We start from the raw sequence: 18,353 nt of genomic DNA, 5'->3' as shown, positions 1-18,353 counted from the left end.
GTCATTGCACGTTTGCCGTCAACTCACGCCTTGACCAGCCGCTTCTTCCAATACTTCACCTGGCGGCGCACTTCGCCGGGCGCGGTGCCGCCGAAAGATTTGCGGCTCTGCACCGATTTCGAGACAGAGAGCACCGAGAAGATGTCCTCGGTTATGCCCGGATGGATCGCCTTCAACTCGTCCAGCGACAGTTTCGCCAGCGTCGTCTTCATCGTTTCGGCCAGCGCTACCACGCGGCCGGTGACGTGGTGCGCCTCGCGGAAGGGCAGGCCCAGCCTGCGCACGAGCCAGTCAGCGAGATCGGTGGCGGTGGAATGGCCGGAGCCGGCGGCGCGCTTCATCGCCTCGGCGTCGACCGTCATGTCGCCGACCATGCCGGTCATGGCCGCCAGCATCAGGTCGAGCGTCTCGGCCGCGTCGAACACCGTTTCCTTGTCCTCTTGCATGTCCTTCGAATAGGTGAGCGGCAGGCCCTTCATAACGGTCAGCAGGCCGATGAGATGGCCGTTGACGCGGCCCGTTTTGGCGCGCACCAGTTCGGCAGCGTCCGGGTTCTTCTTCTGCGGCATGATCGACGAACCGGTAGAGAAGGAGTCCGACAGTTTTACGAAGCCGAATTGCGGCGTCGACCAAATGACGATCTCCTCCGCCAGCCGCGACAGGTGGGTTGCGCAGATCGCCGCAATCGACAAAAACTCCAGCGCGAAATCGCGGTCCGACACGCTGTCCAGCGAGTTCCGCGTCGGCTCGCGGAAGCCGAGCGCTTTCGCCGTCCGGTGCCGGTCGATCGGAAAGCCGGTACCGGCAAGTGCGGCCGCGCCCAGCGGCGACTCGTCCATGCGCTCGATCGCGTCGCGCACGCGGGAAAGATCACGGGCAAACATCTCGACATAGGCCATGCAGTGGTGGCCGAAGGTCACCGGCTGCGCCGACTGCATGTGGGTAAAGCCGGGCATCACCGTCGCCGCGTGTTCCTCGGCGCGCGTCAGGAAGACGGCGATCAGGCCCTTCAGCGCCTCGGCAACGCGAAAAAGCTCGTCCTTGACCCAGAGCCGGAAATCGACGGCCACTTGGTCGTTGCGCGAGCGCGCCGTGTGCAGGCGGCCGGCGGCAGGGCCGATCAGTTCGGCCAGCCGCGCCTCCACATTCATGTGGATGTCTTCCAGCGCAGTCGAGAAGGTGAAGGCGCCGCTTTCGATCTCTTTCAGAATCGTGTGCAGGCCGTGAGCGATCTTTTCTTGATCGGCGGCCAAAATGATGCCCATTGCCGCCAGCATCTCGGAATGCGCCAGCGAGCCGCGAATGTCCTGGGCGTAAAGTTTCCGGTCGAAGCCGATCGAGGCGTTGATCGCCTCCATCACGGCCGCCGGACCCGAGGCAAAACGTCCGCCCCACATCGCATTGCTGGCCTTTTTGTCGTTCATCGTGCTACCCGGGCTTCGGAGATTTTTGAGAATGTCGGACGGAAAGCAAAGGAAACTGGTACCGGCCTGGCGCGCCATGCTGACCGCCATGGTGGCCGGCGCCCTGGCCGGCGCGGTTGCGGTATATGTCACCGGGGGCTTCTCTGGCAACCTGCTGGCGCGCGGATCCGGCGACACCATACAGCGGGCGGCGCCGGTGGCGGCGGCACCCGGCGAGGAGGCCGATTCCTGCCCCGCCAAGGCCGACCGTGCAAAGACCGTGGCCGCCTCGGCAACCGGCCAGGTGGCCGCGATGCTTCCCGCCGATCCGCCGCAGTCGCTTTCGAAGCTCGCCTTCAACGCACCCGACGGCAAGCCGATGACGCTGGCCGACCGCGCCGGCAAGATCGTGCTGCTCAATCTGTGGGCAACCTGGTGCGCGCCGTGCCGCGCCGAGATGCCGGCGCTGGATGCCTTGCAGAAGGAAGCCGGCGACGACGGGTTCGAGGTGATCGCCGTGAATGTCGACACCGGCGACGACACCAAGCCGAAGAAGTTTCTCACCGAAACGCAGGTGTCCTCGCTCGGCTACTATCGCGAAAACACGCTCGACCTGTTCAACGATCTGAAGAAACGCGGACTGGCGCTCGGCCTGCCGGTGACCCTGCTGATCGATGGGGATGGTTGCCTGTTGGCGCATATGAACGGGCCGGCGGAATGGGCGGGCGAGGATGCGAAAAAGCTGATCCAGGCGGCGCGTGGAAGCTCGTAACGGGGCTCGGTTTTACCAGTTCTAAAAGGTCCTCTGGCAGAAGATGGAGCCGGAGACCCCTTCATGTCGCAAGCCATAGCAGCGCCGGCCATACCGCGCCCGATCCTGGCGGAGCGCGCCGTGCCATATCTGGTGTGGCTGGTCGTATCGTTGGTCCTGTCGTTTCTGTGGAGCATCGGCCACTACGCCAATGGGGACGTGGATGATCTTCTGAAGGCACATGAGGTCCGCTTCCTGTTGGAGAGCGGGGACATCTTCAACCGCACCCTTCCGGGTATCCTCCAGCCCGAGCCGTTCGCTTCGCATTGGCCGTGGATCGTCGACCTGCCTTACGCGGCGGTTGCTTTCGTCCTGCGTCCGTTGATCGGCCTGGATTCCGCGCTGTCGGTGGCTTTCTTCTGCGTCCCCTTGCTGCTTCTCGCCGCGCTGCTGTTTTTCCTGCGAAAAATGATCGCGACATTCGGCTTCGCGAACCCGGCGCTGGTTCTTGTCGCGTCGACGTTCATAACGCTCAGGGCTCTCGGAGAGTTCGAGCCTGGCCGCATCGACTACCACAATCTGCAAATGTTGCTTTTGGTGGTGGTCCTCTGGCTGACGATCATACCGGGGCGCCGCGCGGCCTTTGCGAGCGGCGTCGCAGCGGCGCTGATGCAGGCCGCAGGCATGGAGCTTGCTCTGTTCGTCGTCCTGGTATTTGCCATTCGCGCCCTCGATTTCGTCGGCGGCAAGGAGGACGGGGCTGTCTCGCTGCAACTGTTCGGCCTTTCGCTGGCGGGAACGGCGACCGCCCTCTTCTTCGTCACGACGGCTCCCGGGAGCTATGCGCAACCTCTATGCGACCGTTACTCATCGCCGGTCGCGACGGCGTTGATCATGGCGGGGATGAGCTTCGCAATTGTGCCTGTCCTTGGCCGGCATGCAGGCCCCGTGCCGCGGTTCCTTATGCTCGCGATCTGCGGTGCCGGGTCCGCCGTGACGGTCGCATTGCTGTTCCCGGGATGCATGGCTGGTCCCTATGCCGGACTGAGCGACTATCTGCGGGTCCATTGGCTGGGCCGCATCTACCAGGAAGGCAGCCTGTTCGATCATCGTGATTTCGTGGTGTCGGTGCAGTTGTTCTACCTTGCCGTCCAGCTTGCCGGCGCGCTGGCGGCTGTTGTCGCGGCCTATGTCGCAAGGGGCCGGGACCGGGCTTGGGGCGTCCTGGCGTTGTTCGCCGTCCTCGCCGTCGTGCACGCGATCCTCTACTTCCGCTACCTTCGTTTCATGCCGCTGTTCGCCGGTCCCGGACTGGCCTATGCGCTTGGCGCAATCTTGCCGCCGAGGATGGCACGTGGATTCGCAGGCCGCATTCAGCCGCCATCCATGCGCCTTCTGCCGATGCTGCCGGGGGTAGCGCTGGCGCTCGGTCTTCTCGGTTATCACCTGGCGGCTGGTGCGGAAGAGATCACGCTGGAAGGCGTCGAAATCGCTGAAACCTGCGTGCTCGAAAATCTCGAACCGTATCGCTGGCCTGCCGGCGCGCGCGTGCTCGCGTCGCCGCTGATTGGCATCCGGCTGATATCCGAACCCAGCGCCACGGTGACCGCGATACCGTTCCATACCGGCAGTGTGGGCATCGAGCGCGCCTTGCGCTTCTTCGACCCGGCCACGGTCGATCCTCGGTCCATCATGGACGAAGCGCAGGCCACCCACGTCGCGGTCTGCGCCCGCCGCAACGCGGTGCCCGTCCCTCGCCTCGCTGCCAGATTCCCGCTCGCGATGGGCCTCATCGACGGAAGGCCGCCGGCCTGGCTGACAGAATGTCCGTTGCCGTCCGACGCGACGTTGCGTGTCTATCGACTGGCTTCGGAACCGGTCGATGCCTGCCCGACGATCGGTCCTAAGGGATGATCTACCGCGTCGGGACCGGGTGCTCGCCGCGATAATCGTAGAAGCCGCGGCCGCTTTTGCGGCCGAGCCAGCCGGCCTCGACATATTTCACCAAAAGCGGGCAGGGACGATATTTCGTGTCCGACAGGCCGTCATGCAACACCTGCATGATCGATAGGCAGGTGTCGAGGCCGATAAAATCCGCGAGCTGCAGCGGCCCCATCGGATGGTTGGCGCCGAGCTTCATCGCCGTATCGATCGCGTCGACCGTGCCGACACCCTCGTAAAGCGTGTAGATCGCCTCGTTGATCATCGGCAGCAGGATGCGGTTGACGATGAAGGCCGGGAAATCCTCCGAAACCGTCGTGGTTTTGTCCAGCCGCCGGACATATTCCTTGGCGGTCTCGAACGTGTCGTTCTCGGTGGCGATGCCGCGCACCAGTTCCACCAGCTTCATGATCGGCACGGGATTCATAAAATGAATGCCGATGAAGCGCTCGGCCCTGTCCGTCGCGGAGGCAAGCCGGGTGATCGAAATCGACGAGGTGTTGGTGGCGAGAATGGCTTCCGGATTCAGCACGGGGCAGAGCTGCGCATAAATCTTGCGCTTGATGCTCTCGTCCTCCGTCGCCGCCTCGATGACCAGATCGGCGCCGGCAAGATCTCCGAGGGCGGGAGCAGGTGAAATCAGGCCGATGGCCGCCTGGCGTTCCGCCTCCGCCAGCTTTCCACCAGCGACCTGTCGCGCCAAGTTGCCGCTGACGGTGGCGATGCCCTTTTCGATGCGCTCCGGCGCGACATCGTAAAGCAGCACCTTATAGCCAGCCAGCGCAGAGACATGGGCGATGCCGCTGCCCATCTGACCCGCGCCGACGATGCCGACCGTTTCAATCTCGCTCATTTCTTCGATCCCGTTTCGGGCGTCTCGCCCGGTGCTTCCGGTTGAGGTGATGCGGGCCATGGCAGCCAGACCATCGATCCCAACGTAAATCTTATTTTGCAGTGCACACTAATGGGATGAGCCGGCTTTCGTCCAGTGCATTGCGCAAACTTTGTGCAGCGCTTGTATGCAAAGTCAAAGCCTGAGGCACAGGCGGTTTCTCGGTACAAAAAGGCCGGGGCGACACTCGCCGCCCCGGCCTCCAACCTGGTTTTTTTGGGGAAGTGCTTACAGCGCCTTCTCGAGTTCCGGCAGGATCGTAAAGAGATCGCCGACGAGACCGTAGTCGGCGACCTGGAAGATCGGCGCCTCTTCGTCCTTGTTGATGGCGACGATGACCTTGGAGTCCTTCATGCCGGCGAGGTGCTGGATGGCTCCGGAGATGCCGACGGCGATGTAGAGCTGCGGCGCCACGACCTTGCCGGTCTGGCCGACCTGCCAGTCGTTCGGAGCATAGCCGGCGTCGACCGCCGCGCGGGACGCGCCGACGGCGGCACCCAGCTTGTCGGCGACAGGAAGGATCACCTCCTGGAACTTTTCCGACGAACCCAGCGCCCGGCCGCCCGAGATGATGATCTTGGCCGAGGTAAGCTCCGGACGCTCGCCGCCGGATAGACGGTTCTCGAGGAAGCTCGAAAGGCCGGGATTGGCGGCGACCGCGACCGTCTCGACGGCAGCCGAGCCACCTTCGGCTGTCGACTGGAACGAGGCGGTGCGCACAGTGATCACTTTCTTGGCGTCGGTCGACTGCACGGTCTGGATGGCATTGCCAGCATAGATCGGACGCTTGAACGTATCGGGCGACACCACCTCGATGATCTCCGACACCTGGGCCACGTCGAGCAGGGCGGCAACGCGCGGCATGACGTTCTTGCCGCTGGTGGTGGCCGGCGCGATGATTGTGTCGTATTGGCCGGCAAGCGACACGATGGTCGCCGCCAGCGGCTCGGCCAGGCGCTGTTCGAGTTCGTCGGCCTCGGCGATCAGCACCTTGGAGACGCCCTTCAATTTTGCCGCGGCGTCCGCAGCTGCCTTCGCACCCTTGCCGGCGACCAGCACGTGCACGTCGGAGCCGATCTTGAGCGCTGCCGACAGCGTCTTGGCCGTCTGGTCGGAAAGCGATGCGTTGTCATGTTCGGCGATGAGGAGAATTGCCATTTTCTTTTTCCTTCCTACTCGCTTACAGCACGCCTGCTTCGTTCTTGAGCTTGTCGATCAGCTCGGACACCGACTTCACCTTGACGCCTGCCTTGCGGCCACCCGGCTCCTCGGTCTTCAGAACCTTCAGCCGCGGCGTCACGTCGGCGCCGAAATCGGCCGGGCTTTTCTCGTCGAGCGGCTTCTTCTTGGCCTTCATGATGTTGGGCAGCGAGGCATAACGCGGCTGGTTCAAGCGCAGATCGGTCGTCACGATCGCCGGCAGCTTCACCTCGATGACCTGCAGGCCGCCGTCGACCTCGCGCGTCACGGTGGCCTTGTCGCCGTCGATTACGACTTTCGACGCGAAGGTCGCCTGCGACCAGCCCAGCAGCGCCGCCAGCATCTGGCCGGTCTGGTTGGCATCGTCGTCGATCGCCTGCTTGCCGAGGATCACCAGTCCGGGTTTTTCCGCCTCGACCACGCCCTTCAGCACCTTGGCGACACCGAGCGGCTCGACCAGCGCATCGACCTTGACCAGGATGGCACGATCGGCGCCCATGGCGAGCGCAGTGCGCAGCGTCTCCTGGGCCTGCTGGGGGCCGATCGACACGACGACGATCTCTTCGGCCTTGCCGGCTTCCTTCAGCCGGATCGCCTCCTCGACCGCGATCTCGTCGAACGGGTTCATCGACATCTTCACGTTCGCAAGCTCGACGCCCGATCCGTCTCCCTTCACGCGGATCTTAACATTGTAGTCGACCACCCGCTTGACCGGGACCAGGACCTTCATGCGTGCTTCACCCTTCTCTCAAGATTTCGCGGCGCTGGTATCAGGATAAAAGCCTGCCTGTTTGCCGAATGACGACATCAACCGCGAAAAAACGGTACAAATGGAACGCTTCCGATGGCTGCACGGCTTGCGGAAGCGGGCCGGACCCTAGTTAGGGTGCATGGGCGCGTCAATAGCGGCCGCTGGCATAGAATCGTTTGAAATCTACTGTCGTCCCCAGCGTGGCGCAGGTTTGGCGCCGATCGGCCGCACGGCACTTTGCTGCTGCATCTCGACAGCGCGGGGCGTAACGACTTCGCGGTCGAACAGTGGCACCTCGCGCCGTTTCAAAAGCAGGACGAGGATGGCACCAGTAATAATGCCACCGATGTGACAGGCCCACGAGATCTGCTCTTCGCCGGCGCCGGCAAACATTACGAATTGGAAGCCGACCCACAGCGTCAACGCGATCCAGGCCGGGATGCGAAGTGGAATGCGGCCGAAAGCCAGTATCCAGATTTTCACACGCGGATGCAGCATCAGATAAGCGGCGACCACACCCGCGACAGCGCCGGATGCGCCGATCAGAGGCATCTGTGAACTGGGATCGATCAACCCGTGGAAAAGCGCGCCGCCGATAGCGCAGAGGAGATAGAAGACCAGGTATCGGAAATGGCCGAGCGCGTCCTCGATATTGTCGCCAAACACCCACAGGAACAGCATGTTGCCACCAAGATGGAAGACGTCGGCATGCATGAAGGCGTAGGTCAGGTAGGTAAAATCCTCCGGAACGAAATACCATTCGGGCGGCAGGTTCACGAGGTCGAAGGCGACGGAAGGGATGTAGCCAAAACCGTAGGTGGTCGCGACCGCGAATTGCTCCGAGCCGAGGCCGGTGAAGATGAAGATGACGATGTTGGACGCAATCAGGCCGAAGGTGACGTATTGAAGTTTTATATGCTCGAGGCCGTTGGCGTCATGGAGCGGGATGAACAAGGCGCGGGACTCATTTGGAGCAAGGCGTGGAGCAGACGCAAGGTGCGGTCAGCGGTTCTGTCCGGGCACCCATAGCACATCGAATTTTCCGTTGTCATTGACGACTCGGGCCGCCACGAACAGCAGGTCGGAGGCGCGGTTGATGTAGCGGATGCCTTCCGGATTGACGTGCTCATCCTCGATCTGCACCAGGGCCACCATCAGGCGCTCGGCACGGCGCGCCACGGTGCGGGCGAGATGCAGCGCGGCAGAGGCCGGCGATCCGCCGGGCAGCACGAAGGATCGGAGCGGCTGGAGGTTGGCGTTAAGGGTGTCGATGTCGGTTTCCAGGCGCTTGGTCTGCGACGCTACGATGCGCAAAGGCTCATAGCCGAGCGGCTTGCCGTCGTCCGGCGTGGCGAGATCGGCGCCAAGGTCGAAAAGGTCGTTCTGGATACGGCCAAGAATGGTGTCCAGCACGGGATGTTCGGCCGCCGTATGCAGCCGGGCCAAACCGATGCAGGAATTGGCCTCGTCGACCGTGCCGTAGGCTTCTACCCGCAAGTCGGATTTCATGCGGCGCTCACCGGTGCCAAGCCCGGTGGTGCCGTCATCGCCGGTGCGGGTGTAGATCTTGTTGAGTTTTACCACATACCCTCCCGTTCGCTTGCCCAGGGCCGCTCGACGTCTAAGTTCATCCGCCGCTCTGGCGGTTGAACCAAACCGCAAGCAGCAGCAGGACGAGCGCGATGAACTGCAGGAAAACGCGCGCCTGCATCAGTTTGTTCGAGGTGTTGCCCGAGCCGCCGCGCATCATGTTGGCAAGGCCACGGATCAGTACGATGACCACCGCGGCCATGACGATGATAGCTAAGACGTTGAAAACGGTTGCCATTTTCTGTTCCGATGAAGGCGGTTCAGGCCTGCGAGGCCAGAACGCGATAGAGAAGCGAAGCCGGCAGGATGCGCCTTAGAAAGACCCCGATCCTAGCCGGCAAGGTGACAACATAATGCGGTCGCGGGTTTTGCGACAGGAGGGCGTGACGCAGAACCGCATAAACGGCCTCCGGCTCAAGCTTCAGCCGCGACTTGGTGCCGCCGCCGCGCATGCGGGCGAGTTGCGCCTGGTAGGCCTTGTGGTGGACCGAGTTCTCGTGGTCTATGTTCTTGAGAAACCACGACAATCCGTTCGTTGCGATCTTCGATGCGATCGGTCCCGGCTCGATCAGCGAGACATGCACGCCCGACCCTTCCAGCTCTGCGCGTAAGCACAGCATCAGGCCTTCCAGTGCGTGCTTGGAGGCGCAATAGGCGCCGCGAAATTTCACCGGCGTCAGACCGAGGATCGACGAGCAATGGACGATGCGGCCATGTCCCTGGGCGCGCATGACCGGCACGATGCGGCGGGTCAGGTCATGCCAGCCGAAGAAATTCGCCTCGAACTGCACCCGCAGCGCTTCGACCGGCAGATCCTCGACAGCTCCCGGCTGAGCGTGAGCGCCGTTGTTGTACAGGGCATCGAGCTTTCCATAGGTGCGCTCAAGCACGCTCGCGACCAGGGCTTCGATGGAGGCGGGTTCGCGATAGTCGAGGTAGAAGGCTTCGATGCCGTCATCCCTTAGAGCATGAATGTCCTCCGGCTTTCGAGCCGTGGCGAAGACGCGCCAGCCCTCTTTTTTCAAAGCCCGTGCACAATAGGCGCCGATGCCCGACGAGGCTCCGGTGACGATGATCGTGCGCTTGTTCTCGCTGATCGAAATCTGGGCTGGATCGCGGCTTGCCATATACCGCAAACCCTTCCCATATTCGCGGGCGCGAAACAATCGACGGAGAGCGTAGAGCCCATGCGGAAGATCGTCGCTGTCCGTCGCGTGCTGACCGACATGCTCGGCCACTTCAACGACGACGACGGATGGTCGATGGCCAGCCATTTGGCGATCACGGCATTGATGGCGCTGTTTCCGTTCCTGATCTTCGCCACGACGCTCGCAAGTTTTCTGGGTGCACAGGCATTCTCCGAGACAGCCGTACATCTGGTCTTTGACACCTGGCCGGAGCAGATAGCGGCTCCCATCGCCAGCGAGGTGATCAATGTGCTCACCGTGCAGCGCAGCGACCTCCTGACCTACGGCGCGCTGCTAGGCGCGTTCTTCGCGTCGAACGGCATCGAGGCGCTGCGGACCTCGCTCAATCGGGCCTACCGGGTCACCGAGACGCGGCATTTCCTTTACAGGCGCATCCAGAGCCTCGCCTTCGTGCTCATCGCCACGGTTGGGTTTTTGGTCATCAGCGTGCTCCTGGTATTCGCACCGCTGATCGTGCGGCTGGCGCTGGCGAAGGCGGCGTGGATCGAACCGTATCTCGGCACGATCACGCTGTGGCGGTTTGTGATTGCTTCGGTTGTTATCGTGCTGGGATTAATCGCGGTGCATGTCTGGCTGCCGGCCGGCAAGCGCCGCTTCACCCACATGGTGCCAGGCATCATCTTCACCCTGATCGGCTGGTTGGTCGGCTCGACCGTATTCGCAGCCTATCTCGACCACTTCTCGTCCTATGTGACCACGTATGCGGGGCTGGCCTCGATCATGATCGCAGTCGTGTTCCTCTACATCGTCTCGGCGGTCTTCATCCTTGGCGGTGAACTCAATGCCTCGATAAGACGCTACCTCGATGCCCGGGCGCGGGTGGGCGGCTGAGACGTCGCCAAGCCGACGCCGAAGGTGGCGAGCGCCATTCCGGCAATCTGGACCCAGCTCAGGCTTTCGCCGAACAGGAGCCAGGCCATGACCGCTGTGACCGCCGGCACGAGATAGAACAGCGACGACACCTTCGCCATCTCGCCCTCGCGGATCATGATCATCAGCAGGAAAATGGCGCCGATCGACAGCACCACCACCAGCCAGACCATGGCGAAGACGAGTTCGCCGGTGAGGACTATCGTATGCGTCTCCAGCGTCAGCGAGCCAGCGGCCATGAGAACGGTCGCGCCGACATACTGCCACGCGGTTCCCATGACGAGATTTCGGGAGGCGCCGAATTTTTTCTGCAGTACCGTGCCGGCGCTCATGCCTGCGACGGCGACGATGGCGGCGGCGAGCATCGGCAAGGTGACTGCGTCCAGCCCCGAGCCAAGTTTTGGCAGGATGACAACCACGACGCCGGCGAATCCAGCCGCCAGCCCGGCCCAATGGCGCGGAAGAATCTCCTCGCCGAGAAAAATGCCTGCCAGAACGGCTGTTATCAGCGGCTGCAGCCCGACGATTAGGGCCGACAGGCCGGCGGTCAGCCCTTCGCGCACTGCCCAGAATACGCCGCCGAGATAGACGCCGTGCATGAGCGCGCCCGCGGCAAGTGCATAAAGGATGTCGCGGCGTCGCATTCGCCAGGCGCCCGTGGCAAGGGCGATGGCCGCCAGGATCAGGAAGGCCAGGCCGAAACGCACGGCGAGGAAGGTGAACGGCTCCGCCCACGGCATTGCGTAGCGTGCGCCGATGAAGCCGGTGGCCCAGAGCAGTACGAAGGCCGTCGGGATGAGTTTTCTGGTCTGCATGGGAGCGGCCTGTTTCGCGTGCGCCCGCTCTATTGCCGGAAGCACCGGCGCGCAAAGGCGAAATCCTGAATCATTGATTCAGGGGAGATGAAACGACTCTGGCGTCAGCAGGGGATGACTTCGACATAGTTGGAGATTCTCATACAAGCTGTCGGAATTTTCGACGGTGGGACGTCCTTGTCGTGAACGGAGGAAAGATATGGGCAAGATCCGAATCGAGAATGTCATCAGGCCGGGCTCGACCTATGCGGTCGACGAGACGAAATACGAGGCGATGAAGAGGGTCTATCTGGCGGTGCTTCCGGGGGAAGAGCCCGGCCTGACGCCGGTCGAGGTCAGGACCCGCCTGACACCCCTCTTGCCGGAAGACCTCTTTCCCGGCGGCGCCAAGGCGGGATGGTGGGCGAAGGCCGTGCAACTGGACCTCGAAGCGAAGGGTGTCGTGGCTCGTGCCAAGGGCAGCCCGGTGCGGTTGTTCAAGACATAGAGCGTGACGCGCCGATTGGGTGCGACACGCTCCGGCAGCCTGTTTCAGGCAACGGTCGCCGGCCGGTCACGACCGCGCGAGGCAGCCGGCTTCGCCCGGCGACGGGTTCAGCGGGCGCACCTGCTTGCCGTCGATCAGCGCGTGTTGAACATATTCAAGGGCGGCGGGCTCCTTCGACACGCCGAGATGGTCATGGCGTCCATTCTTGTGCAGCTTTGACCAATCCACGGTTTCCAGCCTTCCGGTGAAGGATTTTTGCGGCCGCAGACGAGACGACATGCTGAACAGCCCGTCCGAGCCATACATGTCGATTGCCCGGCGCACGTTGCAGGGTACCGGCGTCGGCTTGTAGCCCTCGAAGACGAGCAGCGTCTGTATAGGCACGCCGGCGGCTTGCAAACGGTCGGCAAACTGGGTGGCGGCATTGCCGCCCAGGGAATAGCCGGCCACGGCGACGGGCGTTTCTGTCCGGTTCGGCTGCGCCAGGAAATTGTCCGCGGCCTCTCGCCAGTTAACGGGATTGTAGACGTCGGCCCGGACGCCGGCGGCGCGAATGTACTGCGTCAGGCTGAACATGCCGCTGCGCGCCATGTCGTCGCCGGTCGGCGTCAGGCCGGCGAACAGGTAAACGACGCCTTTTTCGGAAAGCGGCGGATTGGCAAGCCCGCCTTCCTGCATCACCGGAGACGTACATCCGGTTACGGACAATACGAGCAGAGAGGGTAGCAGCGCCAGGCGGATGGCGGGAGCGGATATGAACAAAGGCACCTCGATTCAGCATCGAAGCCCGCCCGCACGGGCGCCATGTCTATGCGCCGAGAGCGGGCATGCCAACCTACCGGAGGTGGTGAATATCACCTGACCGCTGGAAACGCGGTCCGCCAACTCGACCCAAAACCGCAGGGATCAAAAGGGGTCGAGGCCAATCATCCGCCTGATGTCATTGGGCACTGCGCCATTTCGGCGCAGGGCGGAAATGCCGGTATCGCGAAGGCTCTTCGAGAGTTTTCGGCCGTCCGGCCCGAAGATCAGCCGATGGTGATGATAGGCAGGCGCGGGAAGGCCGAGCAGTTCCTGCAACACGCGATGCACGGCGGTCGCGGCGAAGAGATCAAGGCCGCGCACGACATGGGTGATGGCTTGCAAGCCGTCGTCGACCACGACGGACAAGTGATAGCTGGTCGGCGTTTCGCGACGGGCAAGGATGACGTCGCCCCAGTCTTGCGGGCGTGCTTCGACCTGATTGAGAGCAGAGGGATCGTCGGCCGAAAATTCGGTCCACTCCAGCGGGTGGCCGATCCGTGTGAGCGCCGCCGCCATATCCAGCCGCCAGGCAAAGGGTTTTCCCGTCGCCATCAACGCGGCACGCTTTCTCTCAGGCAGCGCCTTGTCGAGACCGGGATAGAGCGGCACGCCGTCCGGATCGCGCGGCCAGCTTTTTCCCGCTGCCTCCTGCTCGACGATATGGGCGCGCATCTCGCCCCGGCTCATAAAGGCTGGATAGACAAGGCTCTCGTCCACCAGCCGGCGAAAGCTTTTGTCATAGTCGGCAAAGTGTTCCGATTGCCGGCGCACTGGCTGTTCCCAGCCTACGCCGAGCCAGCGCAGGTCATCGAAAATGCCGGCCTCGAAGTCCGGCGTACAGCGGGCGGTGTCGATGTCTTCCAGCCGCAGCAGCAGGCGACCGCTGGTAACGTCGGCAAGCTGCTGATTCAGCAGCGCCGAATAGGCATGGCCGAGATGCAGCTTGCCGTTGGGGCTGGGAGCGAAACGGAAGACCGGCGAAGTCATCGGCACCCGCGGCAATCGGATCGACCGTTGCCGGCTCGCGGCGGGGACAGTTTACTATCCCTCGGGGATGCAAAGCCCTCGCCTTCAGGCGAAGGGAAGGACAAGGAAGTCGCGAAGCGACAACTACCAGGAGCAACAGCGATTTTGGACGACTGGCCGAACGTGCGGCTCGCCCTCTCCACAGAGCAGTCGATTTCAAATCGACTCTCATTTCGAACCCCTCGCCTTGCAGGCGAGGGTTGTTCAGTTTTTTTGGCCCGCGCGACCTCGGGAGCGCTGCGGCTTTTCTGCCGAAAGAAAGTAAACTGTCCCCTGAGCATCGACCTGCCGGAAACGGGTTGCGCAAAAATTTGACCGATTGCTACTTTGCCGGGCTCTGACGGACAAGGGCGGCATGCGGCGAATTGTTGGAATGGACGACGTTACGGACGGGCTCGATGCGCTCTGCGCCGCCGATCCGAGACTGGCTGCCGTGCGGCGCATGGCCGGCGCGGTGCCGCTCAGGTTGACCGAGCCAGGCTTTTTCAGCCTTGCCTCGATCATTGTCTCGCAGCAGGTCTCGCGCGCCAGCGCCGATGCGATCTTCGGGCGTTTCGTCAAGCTCGTCGATCCGCTGACGGCGCAAGGCGTGCTCGGCGCTGGTGAGGCGGTGTTCCGTGAGGCCGGGTTTTCGCGGCCGAAACAGCGCGCGATGCTGGCGGCGGCAGACGCGGTAGCGGACGGGCTCGACCTCATCCATCTCTGCGAACTGGAGGCGGAGGAGGCGATCGACAGACTGACGGCGGTGCCCGGCATCGGCCCGTGGACGGCCGAAGTCTACCTGCTTTTTGCCGCCGGCCATCCCGACATTTTCCCCGCCCGCGACGTGGCGCTGCAGAGCGCGGTCGGCCATGCGCTCGGCATGGAGACGCGCCCGAACGACAAGCAGCTTACGCGAATCGCCGAATCATGGTCGCCATGGCGCGGCATCGCGTCGCGGCTTTTCTGGGCCTATTATCGCGAGACGAAGGGCAGGGACGCCGCGCCGATCCTGCAAACTCCGGAAAAAACCTGAAAAGACGGATATTTTTGCGCCGCAATGTAGCCGCGAAGGCGCTTCACATCCCTGTCATGTCGGGCTTAGACTATTGGTATCGGTCCTGGACCTTCGATGGAGGTTTTTGAAGTGACGGTCGCGGTATCTCCAGATGGGCTGCCCGCGCTGGTGCTGAATGCGGATTACCGGCCGCTCAGCTATTACCCGCTGTCGCTCTGGTCCTGGCAGGACGCGATCAAGGCCGTGTTCCTCGACCGCGTCAACATCGTCGCCGAGTACGAGCATTCGGTGTCGTCCGTGTCATTCTCGATGCGGGTGCCGAGCGTCGTCAGCCTGAAAAGCTACGTCAAGCCGTCGCGCCATCCGGCGTTCACGCGCTTCAACGTGTTCCTGCGCGACCGCTTCCAGTGCCAGTATTGCGGAACGCCCGAGGACCTGACCTTCGACCACGTCATCCCCCGCCATTGCGGCGGGGCGACGACGTGGGAGAACGTGGTCGCCGCCTGCTCTCCCTGCAACCTGCGCAAGGGCGGGCATTTGCCGGCGCAGGCGAAGATGTGGCCGATGCAAAAACCGTTCCAGCCGACAGTGCACGATCTGCACAACAACGGCAGGCTGTTCCCGCCGAACTACCTGCACGAAAGCTGGATGGATTATCTGTACTGGGATGTCGAACTGGAGCCGTGATCGGAGGGCCGGGCGCTGCTGCGTTCGGCCTTTTTCGTGGCCCTTGCAGCGGCCTGCTCCGGGCGTCTTCGAAATGACTTAAGCTATCTGACCGGCATAAGTCGCTTGGCCATATACAGCGCCTGATCGGGCACATCGGCCTCCGGCACGTGTTGATATCCAAGGCTCGTGTAGAAGCGCTGCGCCTTTGCGTTGCGCGGATGGACCTCAAGCCAGAGCCCGGTCGAACCCGTCTCGGCAAGGCGGTTTTCAAGAAAGCCGATGCATTTTCTGCCGATGCCTTTGCCGCGCGCCGGTGGCAGCAGGTCGATATGGCCATGGGACGGGAAGGCTGCGATGGCGGCGGGTATGGCCAGATCGGGATGGTGGATACGGCGCCGCGCCCAGTCACTGCCTTGCCAATGCGCAGTGTCCGGTCCGGGGTCGGCGACATGGTGTTGCAACGACGGATACCAGTCCGTCTCAAGCCGGGCACAAAGAGACGCCGTGTCCGGTGCGCCGAGCAGGTAGCCAACGACGCCTGACGGGCCGTCGACGACAAACGCAAAATCCGGTTCGAACACTTGATAAGGAACGGAATAAATCTCACCGATCAGGTCAGGATCATCCTCGCGCGCAGTCGCGTCCTCGCCTGCGTCGCCGGTTTCCAGGCAGATTTTCCGCAACGCTGCGTGGTCGGCCTCGGTGGCGTGGCGCAGGAAAAAACGCTTGCCGAAATCGAGGATCAGGCCGTCGCGGGTCACGGCGGCAGGATGTGGAAATCGGCGCCTTCCGGCAGCAATTGGCCGCCGTCGACGACGATGGTGGTGCCGGTGATGTAGCTCGCATCGTCGGAGGCCAGGAACACAAAGGCGTTGGCGACGTCGCGCGGCGTGCCGAGGCGGCCGAGGGGGATCGCATCCTCCATGTTCTTGATGAAGGCCGCGCCCCGTTGTTCCTGGATCGCCTCGGTCAAAATGTTGCCCGGCTCGACGCCGTTCACGGTGATGCCGTAACCTGAAAACTCAAGCGCTGCCGAGCGGATAAAACCGTTGATGCCGGATTTGGTCGCCGAATAGTGGCCGTGGCCGGGGCTGGTGACATGCGGCCCGGTGATCGACGAGGTGAACAGCATGCGGCCGTATTTTTGCGTCTTCATCGGCACGAGGGCGGCGCGCGCCGCGTTGAAGGTGCCGCGCAGGTTGACGGCCATCACGCGGTCCCAGTCGTCCGGACTGGTGTTCTCGATCAGTTGCCAGGGATAGATGCCGGCGTTCTGCACGACGATGTCGAGGCGGCCGTGCCGGTCGAGCGCCAGCGCCACCGCCGCCTCGGCGTCGGCCATTTTCGAGATGTCGACGGCGATGAAGGCGGCACCGAGTTCGTCGGCCGTCGCTTGGCCGATTTCAGCCTCGCTGTCCGCGAGCACCAGCTTTGCGCCTTCCTCGGCAAAGCGCTTTGCGATGCCCCTGCCGATGCCGCGCGCCGCGCCGACGATCAGCGCAATTTTGTCCTGCAAGCGTCCGGTCATGCGAGCCTCTGGCGAAGATTCTGCTTGAACGTGTCGAGTAGTACGGCGGCGAGAACCAGCAGCCCGTGCACGACCTGCGTGAAATTGGCTGGGAGGCCCATGAGGTTGATCGCCGTGTTGATGGAAGACAGGAGCAGCACGCCGGCATAGACGCCGGGCAGCGAGCCGACGCCGCCCTTCAGGCTGACGCCGCCGATCACCACCGCAGCGAAGGCGTTGAACAGCAGGCCGACGCCGAGATTGGCCGTCGCGCCGGAGGTGCGGATGGCGAGCAGCCAGCCGGCTAGTCCCGCGATGGCGCCCGCCAACACGAAGGCGATGACGAGGTTGCGGGTGACGCGGATGCCGGCGCGGTAGGTCGCCGTCTCGTTGCCGCCGATCATCACCAGATGCCGCCCGAACGTCGTCTTGGCCATGATCAGTGAGAAGACGACAAAGCAGGCAATGGCGATCCAGGCGGTCAGCGGCAGGCCGAGCAGGCGCTGTATGCCGAACCAGCGGATGGCGGGCGCAAGATCCTGCGCCGAGCGGCCGCCGGAGACCGCCAGCACCAGCCCGCGCACCCAGATGTAGGAAGCAAGCGTGATGATGAAGGCGCTCATCTTCAGCTTCACGACCAGGAAGCCGTTGAGCGCACCGATCAGCCCGCCGACGGTGATGGCAATCAGCAGCGAGACCGGTACCATCAGCCATTCGGGATAAAGCTTTATGCCGAGGCCTATGCCGGCCGAACAGAACAGGATGCCGACCGCCATGGCGGCAAGTGCTGCCACCGATTCCACCGACAGGTCCATGTGGCCGGCGATGATGACCAGCGCCAGGCCGATCGACATGACGCCCAGCACACTGGACGCCTCGATGATGTTGGCGAATATACCGAGTTGGAAATAATTCGGGATGAAGATCGAAAAGACGATCAGTACGAACAGCAGCATGAACCAGACGAGATTGTCGAGGACGGTCTCGAGGATTTTTCGGGTGCGTGGGTTCATTGGTTCGAGGCTCGAATTTCTGGAATCGTTGGTGCCGCCCCTCGCTGGCGGTTTGGGATCCGCCCATTTTTGCCAGCAGCCGAGGGAGGTCGTTCGCCTTGTTATCCTCGTCGCCTCGCCTGCGGCGAGACGCTGAGGCACCCGCTCACCGGCCCTTCGGGCCACCTCTCCTCCTGCCCGGGGAGAGGAACCCTAGCCGGAGAGGCGCCGGCATCGCGGCAGGCTATCCTCTGCCCCGGGCAGGGGGAGAGGTGGCCCGAAGGGCCGGTGAGCGACTATCTTTGGTGTCAAGTTGCATTTGCGAACTCGTTTCGCGCGTCGCGTGCTTTTGCATTGAGGATGACGAGCAGTTTGCGAGCGAGCGCGATGCGAATGACCATTTTGGGTTTGCCGGCCTTGTGCAACCTGTCGTGGAAGGCGCTGAGATGC

Annotated in this window: 20 protein-coding genes and 1 pseudogene; 6 read left to right on the top strand and 15 right to left on the bottom strand. The window is 63.0% G+C overall.

The features are described 5' to 3' along the window. Positions 1-23: 23 nt before the first annotated feature. Positions 24-1,424: an argininosuccinate lyase gene (gene argH / locus ABMA59_RS19935; RefSeq protein ID WP_349007135.1), complete on the bottom strand. Its 1,401-nt coding sequence runs from the start codon at positions 1,422-1,424 to the stop codon at positions 24-26. A gap of 31 nt (positions 1,425-1,455) precedes the next feature. Between argH and tlpA the strand changes: the two genes are divergently transcribed. Beyond that, the gene (gene tlpA, locus ABMA59_RS19930) at positions 1,456-2,175 is read left to right on the top strand and encodes a thiol:disulfide interchange protein TlpA (protein WP_349007134.1); all 720 of its coding nucleotides are present in this window, start codon (positions 1,456-1,458) and stop codon (positions 2,173-2,175) included. A gap of 63 nt (positions 2,176-2,238) precedes the next feature. After that, the gene (locus tag ABMA59_RS19925) at positions 2,239-4,068 is read left to right on the top strand and encodes a hypothetical protein (protein WP_349007133.1); all 1,830 of its coding nucleotides are present in this window, start codon (positions 2,239-2,241) and stop codon (positions 4,066-4,068) included. Between the two features lies 1 nt (position 4,069). On the opposite strand, the gene ABMA59_RS19920 is transcribed toward ABMA59_RS19925, so the two are convergent. From ABMA59_RS19920 to ABMA59_RS19890, 7 genes are all read right to left on the bottom strand, one after another. Further along, complete coding sequence (locus ABMA59_RS19920; RefSeq protein ID WP_349007132.1) at positions 4,070-4,948, bottom strand: 3-hydroxybutyryl-CoA dehydrogenase; 879 nt, start codon at positions 4,946-4,948, stop codon at positions 4,070-4,072. A 267-nt stretch (positions 4,949-5,215) separates the two neighbouring features. After that, positions 5,216-6,145, bottom strand: a complete 930-nt coding sequence (locus ABMA59_RS19915; protein ID WP_349007131.1) for an electron transfer flavoprotein subunit alpha/FixB family protein — start codon at positions 6,143-6,145, stop codon at positions 5,216-5,218. 22 nt (positions 6,146-6,167) lie between these two features. Continuing rightward, entirely contained in the window at positions 6,168-6,917 is a 750-nt protein-coding gene (locus ABMA59_RS19910; RefSeq protein ID WP_349007130.1) for an electron transfer flavoprotein subunit beta/FixA family protein, read from the bottom strand. A 204-nt stretch (positions 6,918-7,121) separates the two neighbouring features. Continuing rightward, complete coding sequence (locus ABMA59_RS19905) at positions 7,122-7,892, bottom strand: rhomboid family intramembrane serine protease (RefSeq protein ID WP_349007129.1); 771 nt, start codon at positions 7,890-7,892, stop codon at positions 7,122-7,124. 48 nt (positions 7,893-7,940) lie between these two features. Continuing rightward, positions 7,941-8,522, bottom strand: a complete 582-nt coding sequence (locus ABMA59_RS19900) for a cob(I)yrinic acid a,c-diamide adenosyltransferase (protein WP_349007128.1) — start codon at positions 8,520-8,522, stop codon at positions 7,941-7,943. Positions 8,523-8,565: 43 nt separating this feature from the next. After that, on the bottom strand, positions 8,566-8,766 hold the full coding sequence (locus ABMA59_RS19895; RefSeq protein ID WP_349007127.1) for a twin transmembrane helix small protein: 201 nt from the start codon (positions 8,764-8,766) through the stop codon (positions 8,566-8,568). Positions 8,767-8,788: 22 nt separating this feature from the next. Then, on the bottom strand, positions 8,789-9,655 hold the full coding sequence (locus ABMA59_RS19890) for an SDR family oxidoreductase (protein ID WP_349007126.1): 867 nt from the start codon (positions 9,653-9,655) through the stop codon (positions 8,789-8,791). Positions 9,656-9,715: 60 nt separating this feature from the next. Here ABMA59_RS19890 and ABMA59_RS19885 point away from each other — a divergent pair, with 60 nt between their 5' ends. Continuing rightward, positions 9,716-10,567: a YihY/virulence factor BrkB family protein gene (locus ABMA59_RS19885; protein ID WP_349007125.1), complete on the top strand. Its 852-nt coding sequence runs from the start codon at positions 9,716-9,718 to the stop codon at positions 10,565-10,567. On the opposite strand, the gene ABMA59_RS19880 is transcribed toward ABMA59_RS19885, so the two are convergent. Further along, entirely contained in the window at positions 10,534-11,421 is an 888-nt protein-coding gene (locus ABMA59_RS19880; RefSeq protein WP_349007124.1) for a DMT family transporter, read from the bottom strand. The two genes, ABMA59_RS19885 and ABMA59_RS19880, sit on opposite strands and share 34 nt — an antisense overlap. 199 nt (positions 11,422-11,620) lie before the next feature. On the opposite strand from ABMA59_RS19880, the gene ABMA59_RS19875 reads away from it, so the two are divergent. Further along, the gene (locus ABMA59_RS19875) at positions 11,621-11,908 is read left to right on the top strand and encodes a DUF6958 family protein (RefSeq protein WP_349007123.1); all 288 of its coding nucleotides are present in this window, start codon (positions 11,621-11,623) and stop codon (positions 11,906-11,908) included. Between the two features lie 66 nt (positions 11,909-11,974). Here ABMA59_RS19875 and ABMA59_RS19870 read toward each other — a convergent pair whose 3' ends face one another. Then, entirely contained in the window at positions 11,975-12,670 is a 696-nt protein-coding gene (locus ABMA59_RS19870; RefSeq protein WP_349007122.1) for a thioesterase domain-containing protein, read from the bottom strand. 144 nt (positions 12,671-12,814) lie between these two features. Continuing rightward, positions 12,815-13,699, bottom strand: coding sequence for a tRNA glutamyl-Q(34) synthetase GluQRS (gluQRS, locus tag ABMA59_RS19865; RefSeq protein WP_349007121.1), 885 nt, complete (start codon positions 13,697-13,699; stop codon positions 12,815-12,817). Positions 13,700-14,093: 394 nt separating this feature from the next. Between gluQRS and ABMA59_RS19860 the strand changes: the two genes are divergently transcribed. Then, positions 14,094-14,753, top strand: a complete 660-nt coding sequence (locus ABMA59_RS19860) for a DNA-3-methyladenine glycosylase family protein (RefSeq protein ID WP_349007120.1) — start codon at positions 14,094-14,096, stop codon at positions 14,751-14,753. A gap of 111 nt (positions 14,754-14,864) precedes the next feature. Further along, the gene (locus ABMA59_RS19855) at positions 14,865-15,422 is read left to right on the top strand and encodes an HNH endonuclease (protein WP_349007281.1); all 558 of its coding nucleotides are present in this window, start codon (positions 14,865-14,867) and stop codon (positions 15,420-15,422) included. Positions 15,423-15,505: 83 nt separating this feature from the next. On the opposite strand, the gene ABMA59_RS19850 is transcribed toward ABMA59_RS19855, so the two are convergent. From ABMA59_RS19850 to ABMA59_RS19835, 4 genes and pseudogenes are all read right to left on the bottom strand, one after another. Beyond that, positions 15,506-16,165, bottom strand: a complete 660-nt coding sequence (locus ABMA59_RS19850) for a GNAT family N-acetyltransferase (protein WP_349007119.1) — start codon at positions 16,163-16,165, stop codon at positions 15,506-15,508. Then, complete coding sequence (locus ABMA59_RS19845) at positions 16,162-16,932, bottom strand: SDR family oxidoreductase (protein WP_349007118.1); 771 nt, start codon at positions 16,930-16,932, stop codon at positions 16,162-16,164. Before ABMA59_RS19845 ends, ABMA59_RS19850 begins: the two co-directional genes overlap by 4 nt. Continuing rightward, on the bottom strand, positions 16,929-17,924 hold the full coding sequence (locus ABMA59_RS19840; RefSeq protein WP_349007117.1) for an ABC transporter permease: 996 nt from the start codon (positions 17,922-17,924) through the stop codon (positions 16,929-16,931). Before ABMA59_RS19840 ends, ABMA59_RS19845 begins: the two co-directional genes overlap by 4 nt. Before the next feature lie 287 nt (positions 17,925-18,211). Then, a pseudogene (locus ABMA59_RS19835) lies at positions 18,212-18,353 on the bottom strand (IS110 family transposase); the annotation flags it as partial.

This window comes from Mesorhizobium yinganensis, assembly GCF_040081985.1.
In the GTDB taxonomy this organism is placed as follows: domain Bacteria; phylum Pseudomonadota; class Alphaproteobacteria; order Rhizobiales; family Rhizobiaceae; genus Kumtagia; species Kumtagia yinganensis.
Note: the sequence above shows the minus strand (reverse complement) of the source record. Positions and strands in the feature narration are given on the sequence as shown.